Annotated in this window: 29 protein-coding genes; 26 read left to right on the top strand and 3 right to left on the bottom strand. The window is 41.1% G+C overall.

Annotation, left to right across the window (positions count from 1 at the left end):
• Nucleotide 1: 1 nt before the first annotated feature.
• From BMX95_RS23415 to BMX95_RS23405, 3 genes are all read left to right on the top strand, one after another.
• A complete protein-coding gene (locus BMX95_RS23415; RefSeq protein ID WP_081197912.1) occupies nucleotides 2–364 on the top strand; it encodes a hypothetical protein in 363 nt (120 codons plus the stop codon).
• A 67-nt stretch (nucleotides 365–431) separates the two neighbouring features.
• Nucleotides 432–1,502 carry a hypothetical protein gene (locus BMX95_RS23410; RefSeq protein WP_081197911.1) on the top strand — a complete coding sequence of 357 codons (1,071 nt, stop codon included), beginning with the start codon at nucleotides 432–434 and terminating at the stop codon, nucleotides 1,500–1,502.
• 57 nt (nucleotides 1,503–1,559) lie between these two features.
• Nucleotides 1,560–1,838 carry a DUF7660 family protein gene (locus BMX95_RS23405; protein ID WP_242673004.1) on the top strand — a complete coding sequence of 93 codons (279 nt, stop codon included), beginning with the start codon at nucleotides 1,560–1,562 and terminating at the stop codon, nucleotides 1,836–1,838.
• A 52-nt stretch (nucleotides 1,839–1,890) separates the two neighbouring features.
• Here the strand turns inward: BMX95_RS23405 and BMX95_RS23400 are convergent, their stop codons facing one another.
• Entirely contained in the window at nucleotides 1,891–2,424 is a 534-nt protein-coding gene (locus BMX95_RS23400; protein WP_081197910.1) for an NUMOD4 domain-containing protein, read from the bottom strand.
• Between the two features lie 1,658 nt (nucleotides 2,425–4,082).
• On the opposite strand from BMX95_RS23400, the gene BMX95_RS23390 reads away from it, so the two are divergent.
• The 15 genes from BMX95_RS23390 (at nucleotide 4,083) to BMX95_RS34595 (ending at nucleotide 13,855) form a co-directional block, all read left to right on the top strand.
• Nucleotides 4,083–4,424 (top strand): hypothetical protein, encoded by a 342-nt coding sequence (locus BMX95_RS23390; RefSeq protein ID WP_081197908.1) that lies wholly within the window; start codon nucleotides 4,083–4,085, stop codon nucleotides 4,422–4,424.
• Between the two features lie 31 nt (nucleotides 4,425–4,455).
• Nucleotides 4,456–4,689: a hypothetical protein gene (locus BMX95_RS23385; protein WP_081197907.1), complete on the top strand. Its 234-nt coding sequence runs from the start codon at nucleotides 4,456–4,458 to the stop codon at nucleotides 4,687–4,689.
• 9 nt (nucleotides 4,690–4,698) lie between these two features.
• The gene (locus BMX95_RS23380; RefSeq protein ID WP_177193714.1) at nucleotides 4,699–5,685 is read left to right on the top strand and encodes a hypothetical protein; all 987 of its coding nucleotides are present in this window, start codon (nucleotides 4,699–4,701) and stop codon (nucleotides 5,683–5,685) included.
• The gene (locus BMX95_RS35055) at nucleotides 5,670–6,290 is read left to right on the top strand and encodes a hypothetical protein (RefSeq protein ID WP_177193713.1); all 621 of its coding nucleotides are present in this window, start codon (nucleotides 5,670–5,672) and stop codon (nucleotides 6,288–6,290) included. Before BMX95_RS23380 ends, BMX95_RS35055 begins: the two co-directional genes overlap by 16 nt.
• Nucleotides 6,291–6,357: 67 nt before the next feature.
• Nucleotides 6,358–6,939 (top strand): JAB domain-containing protein, encoded by a 582-nt coding sequence (locus tag BMX95_RS23375; RefSeq protein ID WP_242673003.1) that lies wholly within the window; start codon nucleotides 6,358–6,360, stop codon nucleotides 6,937–6,939.
• A gap of 46 nt (nucleotides 6,940–6,985) precedes the next feature.
• Nucleotides 6,986–7,183, top strand: a complete 198-nt coding sequence (locus BMX95_RS23370; protein ID WP_081197906.1) for a hypothetical protein — start codon at nucleotides 6,986–6,988, stop codon at nucleotides 7,181–7,183.
• A 13-nt stretch (nucleotides 7,184–7,196) separates the two neighbouring features.
• Entirely contained in the window at nucleotides 7,197–7,895 is a 699-nt protein-coding gene (locus BMX95_RS23365; RefSeq protein ID WP_081197905.1) for a recombinase family protein, read from the top strand.
• 635 nt (nucleotides 7,896–8,530) lie between these two features.
• Nucleotides 8,531–8,932 (top strand): hypothetical protein, encoded by a 402-nt coding sequence (locus BMX95_RS23360; RefSeq protein ID WP_081197904.1) that lies wholly within the window; start codon nucleotides 8,531–8,533, stop codon nucleotides 8,930–8,932.
• A 27-nt stretch (nucleotides 8,933–8,959) separates the two neighbouring features.
• Nucleotides 8,960–9,931, top strand: a complete 972-nt coding sequence (locus BMX95_RS23355) for a tyrosine-type recombinase/integrase (RefSeq protein WP_081197903.1) — start codon at nucleotides 8,960–8,962, stop codon at nucleotides 9,929–9,931.
• The gene (locus BMX95_RS23350; RefSeq protein WP_081197902.1) at nucleotides 9,915–10,802 is read left to right on the top strand and encodes a tyrosine-type recombinase/integrase; all 888 of its coding nucleotides are present in this window, start codon (nucleotides 9,915–9,917) and stop codon (nucleotides 10,800–10,802) included. The genes BMX95_RS23355 and BMX95_RS23350 overlap by 17 nt, the downstream gene beginning before the upstream one ends.
• Before the next feature lie 40 nt (nucleotides 10,803–10,842).
• On the top strand, nucleotides 10,843–11,088 hold the full coding sequence (locus tag BMX95_RS23345; RefSeq protein ID WP_081197901.1) for a hypothetical protein: 246 nt from the start codon (nucleotides 10,843–10,845) through the stop codon (nucleotides 11,086–11,088).
• Nucleotides 11,085–11,366 (top strand): type II toxin-antitoxin system RelE/ParE family toxin, encoded by a 282-nt coding sequence (locus tag BMX95_RS23340; RefSeq protein WP_081197900.1) that lies wholly within the window; start codon nucleotides 11,085–11,087, stop codon nucleotides 11,364–11,366. The genes BMX95_RS23345 and BMX95_RS23340 overlap by 4 nt, the downstream gene beginning before the upstream one ends.
• 266 nt (nucleotides 11,367–11,632) lie before the next feature.
• Nucleotides 11,633–12,754, top strand: coding sequence for an RHS repeat domain-containing protein (locus BMX95_RS23335; protein WP_133053858.1), 1,122 nt, complete (start codon nucleotides 11,633–11,635; stop codon nucleotides 12,752–12,754).
• A 2-nt stretch (nucleotides 12,755–12,756) separates the two neighbouring features.
• Nucleotides 12,757–13,026 (top strand): hypothetical protein, encoded by a 270-nt coding sequence (locus BMX95_RS23330; protein WP_081197898.1) that lies wholly within the window; start codon nucleotides 12,757–12,759, stop codon nucleotides 13,024–13,026.
• 136 nt (nucleotides 13,027–13,162) lie between these two features.
• Nucleotides 13,163–13,855, top strand: a complete 693-nt coding sequence (locus BMX95_RS34595; protein WP_133053857.1) for a hypothetical protein — start codon at nucleotides 13,163–13,165, stop codon at nucleotides 13,853–13,855.
• Here BMX95_RS34595 and BMX95_RS35875 read toward each other — a convergent pair.
• Complete coding sequence (locus BMX95_RS35875; protein WP_081197896.1) at nucleotides 13,743–14,042, bottom strand: tyrosine-type recombinase/integrase; 300 nt, start codon at nucleotides 14,040–14,042, stop codon at nucleotides 13,743–13,745. The genes BMX95_RS34595 and BMX95_RS35875 overlap by 113 nt on opposite strands.
• 89 nt (nucleotides 14,043–14,131) lie before the next feature.
• Here BMX95_RS35875 and BMX95_RS23315 point away from each other — a divergent pair, with 89 nt between their 5' ends.
• The 6 genes from BMX95_RS23315 (at nucleotide 14,132) to BMX95_RS23290 (ending at nucleotide 18,319) form a co-directional block, all read left to right on the top strand.
• On the top strand, nucleotides 14,132–14,434 hold the full coding sequence (locus BMX95_RS23315; RefSeq protein WP_081197895.1) for a hypothetical protein: 303 nt from the start codon (nucleotides 14,132–14,134) through the stop codon (nucleotides 14,432–14,434).
• A gap of 107 nt (nucleotides 14,435–14,541) precedes the next feature.
• Nucleotides 14,542–14,844, top strand: a complete 303-nt coding sequence (locus BMX95_RS23310) for a hypothetical protein (RefSeq protein ID WP_081197894.1) — start codon at nucleotides 14,542–14,544, stop codon at nucleotides 14,842–14,844.
• Between the two features lie 196 nt (nucleotides 14,845–15,040).
• Nucleotides 15,041–16,168, top strand: a complete 1,128-nt coding sequence (locus BMX95_RS23305; protein ID WP_090519581.1) for an OmpA family protein — start codon at nucleotides 15,041–15,043, stop codon at nucleotides 16,166–16,168.
• A 173-nt stretch (nucleotides 16,169–16,341) separates the two neighbouring features.
• Nucleotides 16,342–16,710, top strand: a complete 369-nt coding sequence (locus tag BMX95_RS23300) for a hypothetical protein (RefSeq protein WP_081197892.1) — start codon at nucleotides 16,342–16,344, stop codon at nucleotides 16,708–16,710.
• A gap of 81 nt (nucleotides 16,711–16,791) precedes the next feature.
• Nucleotides 16,792–18,003, top strand: coding sequence for a sialidase family protein (locus tag BMX95_RS23295; RefSeq protein ID WP_081197891.1), 1,212 nt, complete (start codon nucleotides 16,792–16,794; stop codon nucleotides 18,001–18,003).
• Nucleotides 18,004–18,013: 10 nt separating this feature from the next.
• Complete coding sequence (locus tag BMX95_RS23290) at nucleotides 18,014–18,319, top strand: YHS domain-containing protein (RefSeq protein ID WP_081197890.1); 306 nt, start codon at nucleotides 18,014–18,016, stop codon at nucleotides 18,317–18,319.
• A gap of 153 nt (nucleotides 18,320–18,472) precedes the next feature.
• Here the strand turns inward: BMX95_RS23290 and BMX95_RS23285 are convergent, their stop codons facing one another.
• The gene (locus BMX95_RS23285) at nucleotides 18,473–21,823 is read right to left on the bottom strand and encodes a TonB-dependent receptor (protein WP_081197889.1); all 3,351 of its coding nucleotides are present in this window, start codon (nucleotides 21,821–21,823) and stop codon (nucleotides 18,473–18,475) included.
• A 397-nt stretch (nucleotides 21,824–22,220) separates the two neighbouring features.
• Between BMX95_RS23285 and BMX95_RS23280 the strand changes: the two genes are divergently transcribed.
• A complete protein-coding gene (locus BMX95_RS23280; protein ID WP_081197888.1) occupies nucleotides 22,221–22,610 on the top strand; it encodes a response regulator in 390 nt (129 codons plus the stop codon).
• A 119-nt stretch (nucleotides 22,611–22,729) separates the two neighbouring features.
• Nucleotides 22,730–23,320 carry a sigma-70 family RNA polymerase sigma factor gene (locus BMX95_RS23275; RefSeq protein ID WP_081197887.1) on the top strand — a complete coding sequence of 197 codons (591 nt, stop codon included), beginning with the start codon at nucleotides 22,730–22,732 and terminating at the stop codon, nucleotides 23,318–23,320.
• Nucleotides 23,321–23,436: the final 116 nt, after the last annotated feature.

Below are 23,436 nucleotides of genomic sequence, written 5' to 3'. Positions count from 1 at the left end.
CATGAATATCTTGAATGAATCCTATTTGAAGTTTCAGTTTGTATACCCTCAAGAATTTTCAAGAATTGTTGAGCTTGGACTGATAAATATACAACCATGGGAAATACTAGTTGATGAGCGAGCTAAGCTAAGATACGAAGGACTCAAAAGTAGATACCCAGACAGAAAGATTATTCCTTTTGCGCAAAGAAGAGATTGTGATGATGTTGCTTGTTGGGATTTGAATAATGAAGGCAAACTGGTGATTATTCACGATTATGCTTCCGTGGGGTATGAGTTTGTTAAAGAGTATAATACATTTTGGGACTGGTTCCGGGAAGCTGTTGATGATATGATCGATTTTGTAAATGATGAAATTGTGTAATATCTCAAAAGAAGCAAAGCGAGCAAATTTGAATTGTGTTTATTGGCAATAGTAAAGTATAAAGCAGATGATTAGGGCAGACAAAATCAATCGTAACTATTTTTATCCTGACCAGTTTAGGGAAAGCGCAGCCGATTTTCTGACGGCTTACAAATTAGAGAAGGAAATTAGTTGTCCAGATAGTAAAAATAAGGAGGGATTGAAAGACAAGAGAAGCAGGGTTTGTAGATTCTGTCACAGAAAGTATCAGCATTCAATTGTTACTTTTTCAAATGACGCGCATGTGTTTTCTGAATTGTTAGGCAATAGATATTTAGTGTCAGATTTTGAATGTGATGAGTGTAACTTTATATTCAGTAAGTATGAAAGTGATCTTGCAAACTTTTTAGGCATTGTAAGAACCGTTCAATCGGTAAAAGCAAAGAAAATCCCAAAATTCAAATCTGCAGATAAGAAACTCGAAGCAGAAAGCACTCAGGATGACAATGAAGGAAATATTATTAAAATAAGGCGTTTTGATGGCCTTAATACCGTTTTCCAATTTGACGAAAAAAAGCAGGAAACTATAATCACCTACGAGAAAAACCCCTTTACGCCATTGAATGTCTATAAGTCAATTCTAAAGATGGCATTGTCAATTGTTGACGATAGGCATTTAGAGGACTATAAGTTTGCATTTGAATATTTAAGAACTAATAACCATGATGATAAATATTCTGGTTTTGCATTAATTAATAGCTATTCAATGCCGTTGACATTTCAATATGAGCAGCCAGCAGGAATGTTGTTTAGAAAGACGAATAACAATGATAATTTATTTACACATGTCTTCTCGTTTTCTGCATTAAATCAAATTTTTCAAATCGTATTGCCTTTTAATAGACAGGATGTTCCGCATTATACAGTTCCCGGAGGGGTCAATGTATTGTGGTGTCCACCATTGTTTGACGAGGATAATGAAGCTGCTATAAGATCTATTCATTGTAATTTGCATAATCTAAATTCAACAGAACGCCTTCGCCATCAAAAGGAATCATTTGTACTTCCGGGGCAAGCAACTTATGGAGAAAGCTTTGACGGCAGTAAAATCATAGGGATTGATTTGATTCGAGAAGAAGATAATGAGTGTGAGGAATAGCTTAACATCTAGTTTGTAAGTTAAAAGAGTGAGCGACATTAATAGGTTTAAATCAAGTTGATAATAGAAGTCGTATTAAATGAATCATCTAGAAAAATAGCAAAAAATGTAAACTCTAAGGAAGACTTTATACGCTTCATGGATGCTTTAATGAATGATTTTAAAATTAATTCTAATCAATGGGAAAATAATACCCTGACTGATTATTTAGCAGCAGTTCAAAATTGGACTGAAGACATTGAAGGGTACTATATAAATAATAATATTCCAATGCCTGAAAATATTAGCTGGAAAACCTTTGCTGATATTCTTATGGCGGCAACAATGTATGAGTAAAGTAATTTACCAATATAGTTGGTGGATGAAAAAGGATAAGGTGTTAATTCTGTTAAGCCGCATATTGCAAACATGTACGATTGGGGCTATGGCCTGACAGATAGTTTCTGCATGTAGCATAGTTGATGTTGAGATGAACAGCGGCTTTCTTGATAGAAGTGTATGTTTCTCCGGTACAGGCGTCCAGTATTAGCCGTCTTTTACGCTCGTTGGACTTGTATAAGCCGGTTTTATATGCGTGGATGGCATTTTCGGAATACGTCACCGATTCCAGATTTTCAATTGAATTATCCAGCTTATTGCCGTTTCGATGGTTGATGATAGGCTTGTTATAGGGATTTGAAATAAAAACCAAAGCCAGTAATCTATGTACATAATGTGTGGTTGATTGGCCGTATTTGCTTAGTGTAACAGATAAGTAGCCCTTGTTACTGATCCGTTGGGTGATAATTCGTTCCTTCTCGGGCTTATAATAGCCGGATTTGGTAAGTATGCGCCTGTTAATGCTGCGGATAGTTCCGAGAGTGTTTATTTCGTAGAATTGTTCATAATTGGGAATGGGAACCCGATGTTCCTGTGTAGTCATTTAATCATTCGTGGTGAATTTGAGAAACTGTTCGAGAAATGCCCTGAGAGGCTGAGGCACACGAGGTGCCAAGGGGAAAACGTAGGTGGTAGGTGTTTATCAATAGGTCTTAGTAGGCTATAGATCAGTTCTTGTAAGAAGGCGTAAAAGTGCTGCTATTCTTCTAATCTTAGGCGTTAATTCATTTTCCAACTATTGCTCACTGCTTCACTACTGTAAAGGGCTTACTTATCATCCCTTCTTACCAGAGTAGTAATTATCAACTAAACACACAAAGTCCCCATGTGAGTTTATTCAGTATAGAATCCAATCACATTAAAAACCTTATTCTATGTATAAGGCGTCAAATTATGCCTTTACTTTCAGTTGCTCCGTTTCAAGCCTCATAATATGGTAAACTCCTTCACCATATTACCCCGGTAGCTTAAACTGTTGTTCTCGTCATTTCGAGACCCCTACGACATACGCCGTAAATGGAAGGGTAATGCTACCAAGCAGCAACCTTATATAAAGAACTTTCGCTCCCCGTAGATGACATAAACTATCCCTTATGTTTCCCTGTTTGACAGGGCAGGGTTTACAAACCTACTGCCAATGGTGCTTCGCCTTTTCATCAGCTGCCTCCCATCGTATGGCCCCACTCCTCCGTGGAACCTATAGAAGCTATACAAACTTACGAAAATATAGTGACTTTTCCAAATATGGAAAGCGTATATAACTGAGATTCATTACTTTCTGAGGGTTGGTGCATGATAGTAATAAATCCTCCTACTGAGCGTTATAGGATCGCTTCACAAATTCAGTCAGGGTGAGCATTTCCTTTTACTTTCTGACTATTTGCATACTTCACAAATCAGTTCAGCGATACTATACAGCTAATAAGCTATCTCAGCCGCTAAATTCCGAGCAACACACGCCGGTAGAGGGCTGAATATTTTAACGCCCTCTTATCAGAAAATTATTACCATCAAATACTACAGTCGTATGAAGAAATGTCTATTGTTCCTCGGATTCTTGTTATTCTTGTTTAATTCATATTCACAGGACACTTTTATCAGCATTGAACAAGCTAATTATGTTCGGGGTGACGACCTTCATTGTGTTGGAGGATCACATTATTTGATTGAGATTACTTTCAATCTTAAAGCCAGATATATATTACTCAAAAATAAAGATACTGGGCAAGAGAACCGCTTTATTAATGTCGTACCCGGTGAAATCTCCAATTCATGGAGGGGGTATTCTAAAACTACCAAACAGGCTTTACTTTTTACCATTCTAACCAATAATGGTAGGGTGTGCATTTCTGTGGATGATAAAACAAGTGTTACATTATTCTTGGTTAATGGGGTGAAATCCAATCCTACCAAAAATCAGCATAAACAATAAATGCAATAGTGCGTTTAATTCACGACTGAGTCTGCTTACCGGCATCAAATTCAAATCTCAATCCCACTGAAATAGTGCCTTCCATCTATTAATACTATGGCATTTCTACTGTAATCGGTATGCTGAAATTCACGATATATGAGAGAAAGGATACCAAGTATTAACACCTCCGCCCCATGCCTCTGACGCTGCCAATACTCCCCGTACTTCCTACTTATCGAATTTTAATAGGGGAAGCTGGCTATTACAAATAATCAAAATCATTTAAAATGGTTACTATTTCCAATTATTTTATTCGTCAGAATAAAACAGGCGAGTCTTTTATTTCTCTGGAACTTACTGGTGATATTGAGTTTATTCAATCCTCCACCACAGGTAAATTCTATGCCTCAGCTAAACGTTGTTCTATTTCCTCGGTGTTTACTGAAGAAGTCGCAAAAACACTTGTTGGCAAGCAGCTTCCCGGAAGTATTCAGCGGGTAGAGTGCGAGGCATACGAGTATACAGTTGAGAAAACGGGAGAAACGATGTTGCTCTCCCATACTTACACTTACGTGCCTGATGAAAACCAACCACAGGCTACAAATAAGCCTGCTACTGTGGCAGGGTAGGCTTTATCAGGCTTTAATCCCTTTTTCTATTATGGATATTAAATACTGTGATTCCGGCAGCATTCTGTTAATTAATTCATCCGGGGTAATAAAAAGATTGTTCTGTCCTTTCCTTGTAAGAAGCAGGGAAGGGGCAGATTTATTTAAGCCGGGATTGTTGTTAAGGGTGGAAGAAGTAAGCTCCAATCCACAGGATGAGCTGCTGTACCTGATCTTTAATAAACCCTACCATCATTATTTATTTGAAATTACCGCCACTTTCTAAAATTGACTTATGGCTACAAACCTCGATACGACCAACCCGGCGTATATCACTTGGCAGTATCAGGAATTGAATTTTGGGCTTCTGGGAGGGCTTAAAATTGAGGGATTGGAGCGCATGCGTGTTACTCTGAAAGTAGAACACAAACAACAGGCTGTACGGCATAATCTCGATCTGTACAATAACGACAGCCTTGACAAGCTGGTAAGGCGCTGCGCTGAACGGTTTGCACTGGGTACCAGTTATATTTCTTCAGCTTTTGCCACCCTGATAAACCTGTTAGAAGCATACCGGTTGGAGCAGTTAAAGCAGCTGACGAAAGAGAAGGAACAAGTAAAGCAGCTTACTGAGCCTGAAAAGAAAGAGGCTGAGGCGTTCCTGAAACAGCCTGATCTGTTACAACGAACCAATGAACTGATTGGGCAAAGTGGGGTGGTAGGGGAAGAAAACAACCGTATTCTGATGTATCTGGTATTTACCAGCAGGAAACGAGAAGAACCATTGCATGTAATCAGTTTGGGCAGTAGTGGTACCGGTAAGACACATTTACAGTCAGGTGTGGGTGAACTTATACCACCGGAGGATGTAATTCAGATCACCAGCCTGTCAGAAAATGCCTTGTATTATTTCGGCAAGCAGGAACTTTCCCATAAGCTCATTTTGATAGAAGATCTCGATGGAGCAGGTGAGGTACTTTACCCGTTACGTGAACTGCAAAGCAAAAAGGTAATCACCAAAACGGTTGTTTATAAAAATCAAACAGGCGAAGCACAAACAGTTCATTTACGGGTGGAGGGTCCAATTTGTGTAGGTGGTTGCACTACAAAAGAATCGGTATATGAGGATAACAGTAACAGGAGCTTTCTATTGCATTTGGATGAAAGTAGCGAGCAGGACGAAAAGATCATGCATTATCAACGACTGAAGAGTGCTGGAAAGGTTGATTTCAAAGAGCAGGCAAGGGTAAGCAGCTCCTTCAGAATGTGCAACGGGTATTAGTGCCTGTTTCTGTGAGGAATCCATATGCAGAACTATTACAACTGCCACCCTGTGTATTTAAACCGAGAAGAACCAATGCCCACTATCTGGCATATATTGAAGCGATCACCTTTTACCATCAGTTACAAAGGGGGTTGAAAACAGATGAGCGTACTGGCACACTTTATATTGAAACCACCATTGAGGATATAAAGGAAGCTAATAAGTTACTAAGTGAAATTCTATTACGTAAGAGTGATGAATTAACCGGAGGTTGCAGGGGGTATTTAGAACAGCTTAAAGCCCTATTACAGAGGCTGGAACAAACCACCTTTACTAATAAAGATGTTCGCACTCATTTAAGACTACCCGGTACTACTGTACGGCGGTACAACCATGAATTACTTCAGAACGGATATATTAAATTGCAGGAGAAGGACAAGCATCAGGGCTATATTTACGAAATTGCCAGCTACGAAGAATATCAGCAGCTACAGAAGTCAGTAACTAATGTATTAAATGAAGTATTAATACGCCTGCAAACTGGGGAGCCACCCATGAGCCAAACCACCACTGGCTCAACCAAACCCAAGCCAGATAAGAAGAAGGACTCAGCGAGCCAATAAACCACCGGAAAGGGTACATCTACTTTATGCCATCGGATAATCATATTAAAAAATGTAGACTGGGATAATGAGTGAGTTTCACTCATTACGTGGTGGGAGTTTTTCATGTGCCATTCCCCCGCTGGGTTTCCACCCGGCGGGCTTATTTTTTATTTCTAAACACCAAATCAATCTTATTGCCTTTATTATGGAAAAGCAGCTACCACAACTTACAGCGACTGAAGTTCGCCTTGTGTATAAGACAAAAGTAAAGCCATCTGACAGGGTTCAATTAAGCAATTCAGTAGAAACGTATAAGTTTCTTATATCAACATGGGATGAGGAAAAACTTGAATTACAGGAACAATTCAAGGTCATACTTATGAATTGCAAGAATCGCGTATTAGGAATATATGAATTATCAACTGGAGGGATGACAGGCACAGTAGCAGACCCCAAATTAATATTTATGGCAGCCCTTAAAGCCAACGCCAATACAATCATAGTTGCTCATAACCATCCTTCCGGCGATCCGAATCCAAGTATAGTGGACAAAAATTTAACCAAGAAAGTTAAAGACGCCGGTCAACTGCTGGATATTTCTGTTCATGATCACATTATTGTCACCAGAGATTTCTATTATTCATTTGCTGACATGGGGCTTATGTGATTCAGTAGGGATTCTATTTACTGTTCACACAAAATTCAATCAAATTATGAAACTAAAGCAAGAGGTGTTGAAGACCATTAATACACCCCAAACCAGACGGCGATTAATGGATGCACTGGGCTGTACTGAATTTACCATTGCCCGGTACATTCAAAGGAAAAGCGATAACCTTACTAAAGCAGCAGCTCTAAAGGTTATCCGGAAGGTAACTGGATTGCCTGATAACGAAATTCTGGAAGAATAATTTAACTCATCACATGAAATTAGTAATTGCGTACTACCGTATTTCGACCGAAAAGCAAGGGAGAAGTGGATTAGGGCTTGAATCTCAGAAACATTCTGTTAGGCATTACTGCGAATCAAATGGATTTCAACTGCTGATGGAGATTCGGGAAGTAAAGTCAACGCGTAAAAGGAGGATATATTTAGAAAATGCTTTTACACTTTGTCAGAAGCACAACGCGGCTTTAATTGTAGCCCGGCTTGACCGTTTAGGTCGTGATGTTGAAGAAATCGCACATAATATTAAACTGCCTGTTGATATTATTGTTGCAGACAATCCCCATGCAAACCGTTTTACTATTCATATTCTGGCAGCAGTAGCTGAAGAACAACGCCGCACAATAAGTGAGAATACAAAATTAGCTTTACAGGCAGCAAAGAAAAGAGGTGTATTATTAGGCAGGAATGGTATTGCCCTTGCTGAAAAGAATAAAGAAGCGGCAAATGTATTTGCAAAGAAACTTCAACCCACTATTTTAAAAATCAACGCGGAAGGAATTCGCAGTACAAGAAGAATAGCCAGTGAGTTAAACAGGCTGGAAATACCAACATTTAGAACAGGTGGCAGATGGCATAGAACAAGCGTCTATAATTTACTGTCGAGGTTAGGAATAAAAGCCAAGTACCGGGTTAAACCATCACCAGCATTGCAAGACCCGGCTTCAATCCGGTAAATAGGTGTGGCGTCAAAGCGCCCCTGAAGTAAAAATGCCGCCAGTTTTGCCCCGCACAACGCCATTCAAAACTGTCACCATTTTTCCACCCTTCGCTTTGCACCACTCCGCCCCGCATTCCATCTGCCATGCCTGCACACAATGCCAGACTATGGCATCTGGCGGGGCTCCACCTTCTTGTTATGCTGCACCGGCGACCACTGCGGACTTATTCAATAAGTGAGCCTTCCGCCACCCATGCCACCACACAAAGCTATTGGGGCGGCTACAGGCGTTTAACAAGGACTTACAGCGGTTAAATGGTGCTTCCGTATAGCTTCCACTACACAGGGCTTCCACACAGCTATACTTCCAGCCCCATTATCCGCAGGTGGTATGCAGCGGTGCAGCGCCAGCAGTAACGCTTCTCAACCGTTGTTTATAGCCACCATCATCGTTGCCCTGATCAACTTCATTAAAAGTGCAGGGTGCAATCTGCCGCCGTGATGGGCTATTGAACAATTCCCATCTACAGTAACACGTTGGCTTCAGCAATGCCAATAGAATGATGAATGAGCAGCAAAATTACAGGCAATTGTAACATTTCATCATTCTATTGTCATATGCTGTAACATTTATTAATTAAACAATCAAATATGAACAAAAACAAAAGAGACAATCCCTTTGCCCGGCAACAACAATTTGATTTTATGTTGCCAATGCAGTTTTTACTGATATGCCGGTTACTTCAGGTGAATCCCCGAAAGGTGTTGTATCAATTTATGGTGGACCTTGCTCATGAATCCTACGCCACAGGTTCCGAACAGAAGATAGCAGCGAAAGATTATTTCATGAGCTGCGGGTACGGTTTGGAGCAATACACTGACGGAGAAATTGAACAATTATTCGACGAGTTGGATAACATCGCAGCATTATGGCCAAAGAATGGACCTCCTAAACTTGTTAATCTGCACGCTAGGTGGCGAAAAAGATATTATAAATATTGGTATCGGAAGTGGTATGGTCGATTCAGAACAAAGGTGGTGAAAATACAGTAGGCTTTTATTTATCATTAATTCAGCTTTATGAAAGGATTACCGCTTCAATCAGCCCATTACCTGTACTGGTTACAATCTTATGAACAATGGTTACAAATAATCGGATATTCTGAATCTGCTATCAAAAACTGGCCTGTACATGTACGGGAATTATTACATTTTCTGGAAAGTAGACATATCCATCATATTTCCCTGATCGATAATCTTCACATCAACCAGTTTATCGGGCATGTGAAACACAGAAGTAATACCATGCGGGAGGGCGCATTAAGCAGTAGCGCAATAAATGCTATTATTAATTCCGTTAATAGCTTTACCGGGTATTTGAACACCACAGGTAAGTTTGCACTCGACTATACAGTAGAGCGGGCTGAAGATGATATAAAGCTGCCTACTGTCCTTTCTATTCAGGAAATAAAACAGTTATACGATGCTACTTTTCTACCCCATAGAAATAAGAGCATTGCATTGGGACAGAGAGACAGGGCTATCATCGCCATATTTTACGGCTGTGGCTTAAGAAAAATGGAAGGTACAGCGCTCAATCTGGATGATATTGACCTGAATAAGAAGCTGGTATTTGTAAGAAGGGGTAAAGGAGGGAAACAGCGGTATGTACCTATTGCCACTAAACACGCCGATGATATACGCAGTTACATAACAGAAGGGCGGGAGTGGTTTCTATATGAACATTACGCGCGAGATTACAACAATAAGTATGCAAAAAGAAAGCAGGTTCCAGATGACGGAGCCTTTTTTATTTCCCAGCATGGTGGTAGAATGACTGTTTTTTATAAACGCCTTACTCACCTGAAAGAAAAGGCTGGTATTGAAAAACAGTTCGGCTTACATGATCTCAGGCATAGCATAGCCACCCATTTACTGCAGAGTGGCATGCCCATAGAAGAAATATCCCGGTTTCTGGGCCATAGCTCCCTTGATAGCACCCAGATATACACCCATTTAACAAACAACTTAAACCATGAACCAGATGGATGAGTTTGAACGGTATTTGCAGACGACGAAACTGAGTGCCACAACTATTACCAGCCATAGTTACAATGTGAAGCTGTTCACCCAGTGGCTGGAAAAGGAAAGTCATCTCGATCCTGCCAGTGTAGGATATAATGACCTGCTCACCTATATTCAGTATGAGAAGCAAAAGAATGTAAACCCGGCAACCATTAATCTACGGCTGGCTAGCATTACCTATTATTTCGACTACCTGAAAAAACAGGGCGACGTAAAAAATAACCCTGTAAAACAGCTACGGGTAAAGGGGACCGTGAAACGGGTTATTGAGAATCCTTTGAGCCCGGAGGAACTACAGGCCCTATACGATCACTATAGGCTATTAAAGAAGGCTTCCCAGCACCAGCATAACACAGACCTTGTCCACCAAAGAAACGTCGTAATAGTGGGTTTAATGGTGTTTCAGGGGATACACAGTGGGGAGCTTCAGAAGATGGAGGTGAAGGATGTTTCAGTAGATGCAGGAACGATATATATCCCATCCACTGGAAGGAGTGCCAGTAGAAGCCTATTGCTGCAATCAGCGCAGATTCTGCCCATCCATGAGTATCTACAGGATACCAGACCCCAGTTAAAGCCCAAAGGGGAGGAACTATTTCCCGGTAGCCTTTCTAACATAGTTACTCGGCTGCAACAGGAGCTACAGGGCATTAATCCGGCATTAACCAATGCCCTGCATATTCGGGGTTCTGTATTCATAAACTGGGTTAAACAGCATAATAAGCGGCAGGTTCAGTATATGGCAGGTCATAGGTATATCAGTAGCACAGAAGTCTATGCAATGCAGGAAATGGAAACTTTGCAGGACGAATTGAGCAAACATCACCCATTTGGATAATAACTAAAATTCATTAAATTTGTTGAAAATCAATGTATTTATGACACCAGCTAATATTCGTCAGAAACTACATCAGTACATAGATAAAGGGGATGAGAAGTTATTAAAACTGATGTACGCAGTGGCAAAAGAATATAACGAGGAGGATGATTTCGAATATGAGTTCAGTGAAGAAGAAATAAAGCTTTTTGAGGAACGAAGAGCTAAACGTTTAAGCGGTGAAAGTAAAACCTATAATTGGAAAGAAGCCAAGGATATGATTACTGGTAAAAAGAAGCCGGAATGAGTTATGAGATAGTATTACAGTCAGAAGCTATTTGGGATTTACAAGAAGCTTTTGACTGGTATGAAAATCGAAAGAAAGGATTAGGGTTTGAGTTTATTGAAGAATTGGAAAGTGGCTATTTGAAGATCAGCGAACACCCTTTACGTTATCCTCCGATTAATACTCAGTTTAGAAGAATAAGAATTAACCGTTTCCCTTACTTGGTTGTTTATGAAGTAGAAGGTAATAGTGTTATAATTAACTCGGTAAGGCATGTAAAAAGAAAACCGAAATACTGAACTGTAAATACAAAGCTGTGTCAATTTGATGCAGCTTTTTTATTTGGTTAAGGCGAAGGAGAGAGTAATTCAAAAAACTGAGGAAGGGAATCACAACTAGATTGTGTAGTTATTTCAATTGGTAATTGAGCTTAATCAATAAATAGTTTTTCGTTTCGGGCATGCCGAAAGGTGATAATCTTCTAAAATCCTTGTCCTATCTCACTTCTACTAAGAACTCAAAAACTGCTGAATAGGCAAACCATTTAGGTAATGTACTCGCTACGGTGTCAGATCGCAAATTCGGTGTATCTTTAAGCGACACAAGCTCTTTGATTTCTTACTACGAGCCGGATATTGTTACAGCTCAGGATTATTATCCGTTTGGGATGATGAGCCGTGTAGCATTGCCGAATAGTGGTGTGCCGTATAAGTTTGGATTTAATGGCAAGATGAATGATAATGAGGTGAAGGGGTTGGGATTGCAGCAGGATTATGGGATGAGGATTTATGATAACAGGGCGGGGAGGTTTCTTTCCGTAGACCCACTTACAAGGGATTATGCAGAATTAACACCCTATCAATTTGCAAGTAATTCTCCAATTCAAGGAATTGATTTAGATGGTGGTGAACTACAATTGGTGACAGACTGGCTTGCAGATAAAGCAAAAGCCAGTGGCCATCCTACATTATCTGGATTTGTTCGAGGTCTCGGTGCTTTAGATATAGAAGCCCAAAAAGCTCACCTTATGGTAAATTCCGCTACAGGTAATTACAGGGCTGTAGCAAAACAGTTGTACGGGTATAGTCTCAAAGGGATGGTCGATAATTTAGAGGCAACAACTAAAAGAGCTATCAATGATAATGACCAAGAGGCATATGGGGAATTATATAGTTTTGTCTTTTTAGGTGCATTGGGTGATGCAGGAATGGGAGAGCCACCTGCCATTGAAGGATTTAAATTCTCAGAGCACCCTGTTGCTAAGACAAATAAGCTAGCTATAGAAGCTCATGGTAATGTTGAAGCCATAGAAGGTAATGCTGCAAACACAACCACTAATAGGGTCAATGCAACGGGTAAAGAAGGGTCATGGTCTTCTTCAAGTGGTGGGCAAACGATTAATTCGAAGAATTTAAAATTAGGACATAAAGAATCTACAATTACTAGTTCTTCTTCATATCAGAAAATTAAAAAACTGTCTGACAAAGAATTAATTGAAAGCGTTCTTCATCCCAATGAATATGATCCTGTAAGAATTAATGCAAAAACAGGTACACTTTCGGATGGTAATACAAGAATATATGAGATACAGCGGAGAGGCTTGAGTGTGGATGTGCCAGTAAAGGAGTATTATCCAGATGACTCAATGTTTCCAACCCCCAAAGAACCACCAACTAAAAAGCAATAATTATGGAAAAGAAGTTTTTATTGTATGTATTGTATATTACTCTTATTGAGATAAGAGAGCGTAGTTATGAAAGTAAGGATGAAAGAATATATGGGCTATGCGATTTGTTACATAATATTCCACTACGGCTGGACTCTGAAAAAGGGATAAAGGAAGCGTATGAAAGGCTACTTGAAGATGTCGAAACATTAGGGATATACGATTGGCTCAATGCACGTAAGCAGGAATTTTATCAAAGTTATCCTGAATACGAAGAGGGTGACAATGCATAATGTTTTAATCTAGTTGGTGATCGAAAAGTAAAATCAAAAGTATATAACCGGGCACACCACTGGTTTTTAAAATAATTCATTGAAGGAGGTCAGCAATTGCCTCCTTTTTTATTTCACCCCATTAAAACTCTATTACATGACAGTACTCAATACTGAAAACCGGGAATACATAACCTGGCAGTATCAGGAATTGAATTTTGGGCTTCTGGGCGGCCTTAAAATAGAAGGAATGGAAAGAATGCGTGTAACCCTGAAAGTTGAATACAAACAACAAGCGGTACGCCACAACCTGGATTTGTACAACAATGAAAGTCTGGATAAATTGGTACGCCGGTGTGCTGAAAGGTTTGCACTTGGTACCAGCTACATTGCTTCGGCTTTTGCCACCCTGATAAACCTGTTAGAGACGTACCGGTTGGAACAATTGAAATTATTGGCCAAAGAAAAGGAACCTGTAAAGCAGTTAACCGAATCAGAAAGGAAGGAAGCTGAAGCATTTTTAAAACAGCCTGGTCTTTTACGCCGAACCAATGAGCTGATTGGGCAAAGTGGGGTAATTGGTGAGGAAAACAACCGGTTACTAATGTACCTGGTATTTACAAGCAGGAAACGGGAAGAACCATTGCATGTGATCAGCCTGGGCAGTAGTGGTACAGGTAAAACCCATTTGCAGGAAAAGGTGGGTGAACTTATACCGGTAGAAGATGTAATCCAGATCACCAGTTTGTTAGAAAATGCATTTTACTACTTCGGTAAACAGGAATTGAAACATAAGTTGATCCTGATCGAAGATTTAGACGGCGCAGGAGAGGTGCTATTAGATCGTTAGTTAAATGGGTGTAGATTTGGGTGGAATCAAGGGAGCTATGGCCCAGGAATCGGGCAATTTCCTCTATGGGCATACCACTTTGCAATAAATGGGTAGCAATGGAATGACGCAGGCTGTGTAATCCGAACTCTTTCTCAATGCCTGCTTTTTCTTTCAGGTATTCCAGGCGCTTATAGAAAACTGTCATCCTGGTTCCATGCTGGGCAACTGGGCAAAAAAGACCAAGAAGTATTAATCGAAAAACACATTCCTCAAAGCAATATCAAAACCGAATCAATGATACAAGAACTGATTGAACAACTAGAGTCAACATGGGAAGTTGATACGGGCTTTTTCTATAAACTTCGTCAAGGCATATTTGACAGAAACCTTAATAATGAATTTCTTAATTTACTTAAAACAATTTCCTTTGAGGATGATGAAATGATTTCAAGCCGTGTAGTTTCATTGCTATGGTATATACCATTATTTATGGAATGGCAAAAGGAACGAGTGGGGAAAACCATGGGTATTGAAGAATACAATATGTTAAAACAAAATATTGAAAATGAATTGGAGAGGATACTTGGCGTTCCATAGTGGTAAAGTCTTAATCTGGCAATGCCGGTAATGTATCATTCTAATTGGAGAACGAAAAAAGTAAAATCAAAACCATATAACCGGGCGCACCCTGGTTTAATGAAAATTTGATCGAAGGAAAAAGGGGAGCAAGTATTGAAAGTAGCGTTTCGGATGCCTGGCCATGGAAATATGAATTGATGTCATCGGAAAAAGTAACTAAATTGATCCAGGAACAGGATAGCCATTATCTTCTGCTAATTCCTATGGTGTCAGATATAGCAGCCAAAATTGAAGTGTATGATCTGGCCAGTATGAGATCAATTATAGCAATTGAAGGAAGTGCAGGTTTAAAAAAATACTGGGTTCGCAATAAGGAAATCCAAAAGCTGGTAGACAAAATTAACGGTGATAATACAAACAGAAGATAATTACACTGCAACTTCCACGAACTTTAGGCCATGCTATAAGCATGGTGAGTAATGGGGCATTGAATCCAATCTCCTATCAAATACCTGGGTCCGCTTTCCTGGAATTTCCACTCACAGTTTTTTTTTATTGGTTTCGGATCAAATGCAAGAACTGATTTTAAAAGATACGGGATATTAATTCAAAAAATTGTAACTGGTGAGATTTATATTATATATCCATCTCGCAATAATAGTATTGCCCCCATGTTTTACATATGGGCAACAAACAAAGTATACCAAAACTCCTGCAGTTGGTATTCATTTGGAGCTACTCAGTTTTAAAAAAGCAGATACTTCCAGTTTTTTGGAAGGTACCCCCCAGTTGGGTGTCGGCATCCAATATCAAAACAACATTTCATCACATATAGTCTTTACTTCTGCTCTGTCCGGCGCCTTTATTGAACAGGCTCAAAGAAAAGATGGGAAGAAGGATTTATTCCTGGAGGCAAACTTATCACTCCGGGCAAATTGTTTTAAGCAGGATAAAATATTTAATCCATACGTGCTGATGGGGGCGGGGTTGTCAAAATATAAGGATAGTTATAACCTCAGTACGCCTGCCGGTATTGGCTGTCAGATAAATTTGAGCGCAAACGTGTTTTTATTGATCAACTCCCAATACCGTTTCGCTTTTACTGATAGGCAATACAATCACTGGGTTAACAGTATTGGAATCGCAGGGGCTATCAACCGGAAAAAGGTTAGTAAGATAAAGCAAGCTTCCATACCAGTTACAACAATCACCAGTCCGATAGACTCAGACGGCGATGGTATCATTGATAATGAGGATTCATGCCGGCTAGTGGTTGGAGTAATCAAATACCATGGATGCCCGCCACCTGACCGTGACCAGGATGGTGTTGAAGATTCCTTGGATAAATGTCCTGATAACGCAGGTAATGCTCGTAACGGTGGCTGTCCTGAAGTAACAGCCGAAATAAAGCAACAAATAAATGGTACAGCAACAAGGATCTTCTTCGAAACGGGTAGCTTTAAATTATTGCAACAATCCCATGGCCCGTTAAATGAACTGGCGCAGATTTTAAAGGAAAACCCTCAAATACATCTACTGATAGAAGGGCATACGGACAATGCTGGCACCCCTGCCAGTAATCAGCTGTTGAGTGAAAACCGCGCCCGAACGGTATTCATCTATTTAACAGGAGTCGGCATTAGCAACAACCGGCTTCAATATCGGGGATTTGGCCAGGATAGACCAATATCCGACAATGCCACTGTGGAAGGCCGGGCTAAAAACAGGAGAGTGGAATTGAAGGTGTTGTAACGTATCCGTTGTACCGGAAATAATTGCTGATATTGGTTTGGATGCTGCTGATAGGCTTTGTGATCAAAATAATAAGCCCCCAATGGGTCGTATAACGAAAACCATGCCTTCGTCGACTTTTACTGATTTTTCTCATAAAATACCAGCAATTTGCTTCTATCTTTGCACTCGTTTTGAAACATGTCGCTATCATATTAGTGTTTTTGGGTCTGCTGGTGCAATCGTTCAATAAGCTGTTTATTGTATTAGACCTCCAGCTGAACAGCAGCTTTATTGCCAAAAACCTGTGTGAGAACAGAGACAAGCCCCAAATGCATTGTAATGGGAAGTGTCACCGGATAAAGGTGATGAAACAGGAACAGAAAAAAGACCAGGACAATCCAGAACGCAAAGCGGAAAATAAATTCGAGCTCATTTGTTTTGCTCAACAACAGGCAAAACTGGTCCCTGCCTTTAACTACACGACTATTTACTATCCACGTTTAAAGGAGACTATTTATTCAGGTTTCTCCACGACCGCCTTTCACCCTCCACAGGTATAATGTTTTATTGTAATTGAATGGCCATTCAGGTAAAATACTGATATGGTGAACGTATTATGCACACTACTTTAAGAAAGGCAAATGAAATACCTGATAGTTATTATCCTGGCTATATACTGTACCAGTTGCGCTAATACTGCGCCTAAACAATTAATCGCGCCGGAGCAGGCAATACAAATAGATTCAATTCCGGGTCAATGTCCATTCCTTACCAAAGATGAAAATGGCAACACTGCCATGAGCTGGGTACGAATGGTAAACGACAGTACCTCCGCTTTTTGCTATGCTATCTGTAAAGATGGAAAAACGTTTGGTACGCCGGTTGTAATTCCCAACAGCAGTAACATTCAACCGCATGGCGAAAACCTGCCCAAGATCATTTTCAAACCATCCCATGAAATAATAGCTTTATGGGGTGCGGCCAATCCAAATCCTAAAAACAAGTATTCCGGTTTGGTATTTTATGTGCAGTCGTTTGATGCCGGAAAAAACTGGACGGCCCCCAAACCGCTGGTCAACGATACCGCCAGTTACGATCAGCGATATTATGACATCGCTTTATTGCCCAATGGCGAAGCGGGTATTATCTGGCTCGATAACAGAAAAACAATCCCCAATGAAGGCTCGGCCTTGTTTTTTGCCACCACCCAGGGGCGCAATGGTTTTGAAAATGCCCGGTTGATCAGTCAGCCTTGTTGCCAATGCTGCCGCACCGATCTTTTTATTGATAAAAAAGGAAGTATGCATGTGTTGTACCGGGGTATTATCAACGACAGCATCCGTGATATGGTGCATATGGTATCAACCGATGCGGGAAAAACTTTTACGGCGCCTGAAAGGATCAGCAACGATAACTGGGTGTTGAATGGTTGTCCGCATACCGGCCCGGCCATGACGGAAAACGCAGACGGATTGCATTTCTCCTGGTTTACCGGCGGAAAAATAAAGGGTTGTTTTTATACGAGATCTACAGATAATGGAAAAACATTTGTTCAGCATGACAGTGTAAGTGCACAGGGCTCTCACCCCCAACTAGCCTCCTTAACAAATGGAACGGTGGTGATTGTTTGGGATGAATCGAAAGTGGTGAATAGTAAGCTCAATAAAAAGATCGGCATCCAGGTAAGAGACAAGGACGGAAAAAGTGAGGGGCTCAATTTTTTAACTGCCGATAGCGCGTCTGCCAGCTTCCCGGTTTTGTCAACAGTAAACGACCACCAATCGATGGTAGCTTATACATTGAACAACGGTGATAAGCCATATATAACCTATCAATTGGTTACTATAAATTAAAATAAACCGAATGAAACTCAATTTATTGTTTGCCCTGTTTTTATCAACGGTATTGTTTGCCTGTAAGAACTCGGGTAGTAATACCGATACAGTAGAAACTACTCATAAAGATTCAGTGGCTGCTGTTCCCAAACAACCTTTTGAAGGCGTTGAATTTGCCAGTAAAAAAGACGTGGCCTGTGGCATGATGCTGACTGCAGGTGTAACCGATACCGCCCATTACAATGGTAAAGTCTATGGCTTTTGTTCAAAAGAATGTAAAGCTGATTTTCAAAAAACACCAGACGCTTTTCTGGCGTCGAAGTACAGGCAGTAATCAAAGAAAATGGCGAGATATATCATGTTATATCTCGCCAAAACAGGCTAAAAAAGGCGATTTTGGCAGCATATAATTATTACGTATTCATAATTAACTGAAATTCAGTTAATATAACCGCTCTGAGGCAAATTTGCTGGCAGCGATGCAAATTTAAAAACTATATTTTACTCCCAGCTGTCCCTGCCAGCGGGAGTTAATAGGATCAAGCGTGTAATAATGTCCGTTAATACCGGTTGGTTTAACAAAATTAAAAGTAGGTAAATAACCACTCGATGGTAAGCCAACTGAAAACTGCGGTGTGCCGCCGCCAGGCACGGCTACCGGCTGGCCATTGCCTTCGACATTGTAATTCGCAAACTTCAGAAAGTTGACCGTGTACTGGTTTACATTGGTAACAAAATTTACATGCCCCCAGTCATTGTTAAGCAGGTTCAATACATTGAAAATGTCCAGGCTCACCTGCACGGCATGTTGTTTATTGGTAGTACTCAGTTTGAATTCATGCATCAGTTTCAAATCAAGCTCATGGATCCACGGTGTACGCAAACCGTTTCTTTCGGCATATTGTCCTCTTCTTGTTTTCAGGTAATTGTCATCATTGATAAAACTGTTCAGGTCCTGCCACTGCTGGGCAGCAGAATATTCCTGGCCGTTTAACGTATAAGCTACTAACCTGATGTCGTTTTGGTCTTTAGAAATGTATGGCAGGGGCGTGTTGGTGCCACCAGTACCGGGGGCCGACTGATAAATAAGACTGTAAGGACTGCCCGACTGTCCCTGATAGAAAAAAGATAGAGACGTTGTATTTTTAGGATCCCAGTGAAAATAGGCGCCAATGCTGGCAACAATTCTATGGCGAAGATCAAAGTTGGAAAAACCCATGGTAGGACTGTTGGCAACAATAGTGGGGTTTAAATTAAAATTACTTTCCCACGAGTTACGAATTCCATTACTTACATCCTTGCTGTAGCCATACGTATAAGCCACGCTCCAGTTCAGGTCTAACGTTTTAACGGGACCCAAACGCATGTTATTGGTGGCTTTACTAAGCTGTGCCGTCAGGTTGTACCGATAGCCATCTTTGGTGTTGGTAAGAAAATAAACATTTGAATATACACTGTTGTATTTGCCATTGGCTCTTCCGTTTCTGCCAACATATACCGGTGTTTGTGTGGGGCCCGTTGAAAAATACTGTACGGAGTCGAACAGGTTGATCTGCTGGAATTTGATGTCGTACAACGTTTTTGTATACAGCACATCAACGGTCAGTTTGTATCCCTTCCCGAATTTGTAGTCAACCGCTACATTGCTGCGCCAGACCCGGGGCAATTTAAAATCATTATCAACCACATCTATTTCCCGGGTGTTCGCCTGGTTGCCTGCGCCATACAGCGCTGCATATTTTGCTACCGTGTCTTTTAACCCATAGGGGTTGATGGCCAATGGAACTTTTTGTGAAGCTGTAGGACCATTCCAGTCGACATTGCCATAGGTGTAACCATTCAGGGTATAACCATAACCCATCCAGGCAAAAGGTATCCGGCCAATAAAAATGCCCGTACCGCCGCGAATGACTACCGAGCCGTTTCCTTTCACATCAAACGTAAATCCTAATCTGGGTGAAACGCCCACCTTCCCCAGGTATTTGTTCTCTAATTCATTAAATGGCGTGTTTGTATACGTTGGTGGATTATACCGCGAATCGGCTACCGTGTTATGCAGGTTTGAATCCACGCCGGGTTGGGTGCCAACTGTTGAATAGTCGAACCGGATGCCCGGGGTTAATTTAAATTTTTTCGACAACGTGATCTCATCCTGGGCATATAAACTCAGCAGGCTAACGGTAAATGGGTTGGGCGGGTTGTTGTAGATGGTCTCCCGGTCGTTGGGCAGTTTATCGGGATTGCTGGAAAATGCACCCCGGATGCGGCTGGGGTTATCGTTAAGAAAACTCGATACACCCCGCGCATATTCCCAACGGCCATTCCACGAGTTGATAAAACCGTAAGTAAGGTCATAGATCTCATTGTGTGTACCGATGGTGAATTTATTGATGCCTTTGATGAAAGTAAGGTTATCACTTATCTCGTACGTTTTCTGCTTCATATTATAAATGGAAGCTTCGCGCCAGGTGCCTGCCCAAACTCTGCCATTGTCGATATCAATAAAAGGCGCCAGCGGTTGCGGAAAGTCGCGGTACTCGTGTACATCGATAAAACTAACATTCAACTGGTTGCTGATGGCGTTGTTTATTTTGGTTTTCAACTCAGCTACCAGGTTCCAGTTTTTGGTATGTTGGGTAAAGTCGGTACTTCCAAACTGAAAGTTGGTGGAAGAACGTTCCAGGTTATTGCCCCAGCCATTGGTGTAAATGGCCCGGAAGGTAAGCGTGTTTTTCGCATTGATATTAAGATCGAAACGGGCAAAGAGTTTGTCGCTGTTGGTAAATAATTTATAGGCTTCCATATAACTTCCTGCCTGATATCCTTTCGATTGCAATTGCCCGGCAATTTCCTGTGCTTCTGTCAATGTAATAGCTGCGCCGGGATCGCCCACATTGTAGAAGGTGGGTTCCTGCCGGCGGGTCTGCTCAAAGTTCACAATAAAGAAAGCTTTGTTTTTTATAATCGGTCCGGATAGTGTAGCCCCATATTGGTAATCATGAAAGTCGGAGCCAATTTTTTTCTTCTGGCCATCTACACTTTTTCCCATCAGGGCCTGACTTCGGCCATATCCGTATATAGAACCATGAAAATCATTGGTGCCGCTTTTGGTGACTGCATTTACACTGCCGCCGGTAAAATTACCCAGCTTCACATCATAGGGTGCCAGTTGTACCTGCACCTCCTGGATAACATCGAGGCTGTAGGGGTTGGTGCGGGTACCGGACCCTGCCGCGCCCGACTGGCCGCCACCGCTCACACCGCCAAAAGAGTTGCTGAAGCCGATGGCATCGTTGTTAATAGCGCCATCAACGGTGAGGTTATTATAACGGAAATTGGTACCTGCAAATGAGTTGTTGTTCGATTGGGGGGTGAGTCGCGTGAAATCGGTGATGCTTCTGCCCAGGGTAGGCAACGTAGTTAACTGTACCCGACCCACTGTTGTTCCGGCAAGCAATGTTCTGCGTCCTGTAGAGGTAACCACCACTTCAGTAAGTACCTGGTCTTTTTGCGCCAGTACAATGCTACCGGCTGCATTATTTCCCAGTGTAAGATTTACATTGGTTAACGTGTCTGCTTTAAAGCCTGTTGAAGAAATAATGATGGTGTATGGGCCGCCCGGTTTTAAGTTAGGCAAAATAAAAATGCCTTTGTTGTTGGCTTGCGTGGCAGAAACATAACCGGTGGGCTCGTGTTTTACTGAAATAGAAGCGTTGGCAAGTGGTACGCCCTGAGCATCTGATACCAGTCCGTTTAAGGTGGCAGTAGTTTCCTGTGCCTGTAATTGCGTGCAGGAAATGAAACAACATGCCAGTAGTTTAGGCAGGAACCTCTTCATGGCAATCGAGTTTGTCGATAAAGGTACCCGGGTAGTATTACCGCTATATTACCTTTTAGTTAAGGGGCGCATTTAACTGTTAAATGAAAATTGGCTTTCAACTCTGCATTGGCCTTTTCGAGCAACTGGTATTTTTCTTTTAGGGCAAAGTGTAATTGCTCCAGCTTTCTTTCTGAATTTGAATGTTTTCGTTTTTTTTACGAAATATTGATTTAATGTTTTAAAAGATAGTAACTTTAAAACACTGTCGTAATACTTGTTACGATCAGCTTATACATCATTACTTTCTTTCGCTTTAACCCACAGCCGGCAGCATTTCCCTATAAAGATTATCCCACAACATTGACCCTTCTCCCAATGAAACCAGGTTTTCGGTAGTAACACTTAAAAAATTGGTATGACCTTACATGTTTTTATTATTGATGATGATGAGGACGAGCTGATGGTAATCTCAAAAGCGCTTGAAAGTTTAAACATTGCTTTTACCTGCACCTGGGCAACAAACGGAGAGCAAGGTTTAAAACAACTGCCTAATTTAAGACCGGATATTATTTTTGTCGATTATCAAATGCCCGGAATGAATGGCCTGGAATGCGTACGTGCTATCAAGAGGTTGTCGCATTGCAAGGCTACACCGGTAATCTTACACTCTACTATAATGGAACAGCGCATTAAAATAATTGGTCTTAACCTGGGCGCTGCAGCCTGTATGAATAAATCAGAATCAGTTCCGCAATTAACTCATTTTCTGGACAGCTTTTTACACGAACATGCATTGATCGTTTGATGGTAATACAAGGAAATAATTCATTTATAAAGTATTAGCGCATTAAAACGACATTAACGACGGATTTTACAATTTTATAATATCAGCAAACAGTTTACAAAAGTAGTTTTGCCCCGTAAATGAAAACTGCTTTTGCTGATACACAGATATTGGATCCGGTAGATCTGCAACGGTTCGATGAATTGTATTTCCAATACAATCAGGCCGTATTCGCTAACATACTGAAGCTGGTGCATCAATACGATGTAGCGGAGGACCTGTTGCAGGAAGTATTTATGGCCCTGTGGGAACATCGCCATAAACTCGATGGAGAAAAAGTATCAGGCTGGTTATTTGTTACCAGTTATAACAAGTCGCTAAAATATTTGCAACGGCAAAAAAAGCAGGCTACCACTGCTTTATCAGACACCACCGTCATAGAGAACGAATTCGCTACAGACGATACGCCCTTAGAAGAAGTATATAATATGCGGCTTTCCATGATAGAAGAAGCCGTGAACCTGCTGCCCGAACGCAAGAAAAAAGTATTTATGTTGTATCGCTACGAAGGTAAATCCATGGAAGACGTAGCGGGCATGCTCAATATTTCCGTTCACTCCGTTAAAGACTACCTCAAACAATCGAACCGCTTTATCAGAAATCACATCGCCCGCCAGCACATCGAACAGGGCATTGCCATTTCTGCTGCCTTACTGGTGTATTTTAATTAGGATTTTTTCGCCCCACCCATCCTCTCCGCCAGCCGGCGGAAGGAGATAGATGCATTTATCTCCCCCTCTATTGGAGGGGACGGGGGGAGGCGATAACAATTCCGTAATACAAAACG

It is taken from the genome of Niastella yeongjuensis (genome assembly GCF_900110245.1).
In the GTDB taxonomy this organism is placed as follows: domain Bacteria; phylum Bacteroidota; class Bacteroidia; order Chitinophagales; family Chitinophagaceae; genus Niastella; species Niastella yeongjuensis.
This window is presented reverse-complemented; position numbering and strand designations above follow the sequence as displayed.

Coding starts and splice junctions, on each gene's coding strand:
- BMX95_RS23370 (WP_081197906.1), top strand. CDS start 6,986: ATGAAACTAAAGCAAGAGGTGTTGAAGACCATTAATACACCCCAAACC.
- BMX95_RS23380 (WP_177193714.1), top strand. CDS start 4,699: ATGGCTACAAACCTCGATACGACCAACCCGGCGTATATCACTTGGCAG.
- BMX95_RS23350 (WP_081197902.1), top strand. CDS start 9,915: ATGAACCAGATGGATGAGTTTGAACGGTATTTGCAGACGACGAAACTG.
- BMX95_RS23390 (WP_081197908.1), top strand. CDS start 4,083: ATGGTTACTATTTCCAATTATTTTATTCGTCAGAATAAAACAGGCGAG.
- BMX95_RS23345 (WP_081197901.1), top strand. CDS start 10,843: ATGACACCAGCTAATATTCGTCAGAAACTACATCAGTACATAGATAAA.
- BMX95_RS23415 (WP_081197912.1), top strand. CDS start 2: ATGAATATCTTGAATGAATCCTATTTGAAGTTTCAGTTTGTATACCCT.
- BMX95_RS35875 (WP_081197896.1), bottom strand. CDS start 14,042: ATGACAGTTTTCTATAAGCGCCTGGAATACCTGAAAGAAAAAGCAGGC.
- BMX95_RS23385 (WP_081197907.1), top strand. CDS start 4,456: ATGGATATTAAATACTGTGATTCCGGCAGCATTCTGTTAATTAATTCA.
- BMX95_RS23340 (WP_081197900.1), top strand. CDS start 11,085: ATGAGTTATGAGATAGTATTACAGTCAGAAGCTATTTGGGATTTACAA.
- BMX95_RS23400 (WP_081197910.1), bottom strand. CDS start 2,424: ATGACTACACAGGAACATCGGGTTCCCATTCCCAATTATGAACAATTC.
- BMX95_RS23375 (WP_242673003.1), top strand. CDS start 6,358: ATGAGTGAGTTTCACTCATTACGTGGTGGGAGTTTTTCATGTGCCATT.
- BMX95_RS23330 (WP_081197898.1), top strand. CDS start 12,757: ATGGAAAAGAAGTTTTTATTGTATGTATTGTATATTACTCTTATTGAG.
- BMX95_RS34595 (WP_133053857.1), top strand. CDS start 13,163: ATGACAGTACTCAATACTGAAAACCGGGAATACATAACCTGGCAGTAT.
- BMX95_RS23280 (WP_081197888.1), top strand. CDS start 22,221: ATGACCTTACATGTTTTTATTATTGATGATGATGAGGACGAGCTGATG.
- BMX95_RS23355 (WP_081197903.1), top strand. CDS start 8,960: ATGAAAGGATTACCGCTTCAATCAGCCCATTACCTGTACTGGTTACAA.
- BMX95_RS23360 (WP_081197904.1), top strand. CDS start 8,531: ATGAACAAAAACAAAAGAGACAATCCCTTTGCCCGGCAACAACAATTT.
- BMX95_RS23365 (WP_081197905.1), top strand. CDS start 7,197: ATGAAATTAGTAATTGCGTACTACCGTATTTCGACCGAAAAGCAAGGG.
- BMX95_RS23315 (WP_081197895.1), top strand. CDS start 14,132: ATGATACAAGAACTGATTGAACAACTAGAGTCAACATGGGAAGTTGAT.
- BMX95_RS23410 (WP_081197911.1), top strand. CDS start 432: ATGATTAGGGCAGACAAAATCAATCGTAACTATTTTTATCCTGACCAG.
- BMX95_RS23290 (WP_081197890.1), top strand. CDS start 18,014: ATGAAACTCAATTTATTGTTTGCCCTGTTTTTATCAACGGTATTGTTT.
- BMX95_RS23285 (WP_081197889.1), bottom strand. CDS start 21,823: ATGAAGAGGTTCCTGCCTAAACTACTGGCATGTTGTTTCATTTCCTGC.
- BMX95_RS23275 (WP_081197887.1), top strand. CDS start 22,730: ATGAAAACTGCTTTTGCTGATACACAGATATTGGATCCGGTAGATCTG.
- BMX95_RS23295 (WP_081197891.1), top strand. CDS start 16,792: ATGAAATACCTGATAGTTATTATCCTGGCTATATACTGTACCAGTTGC.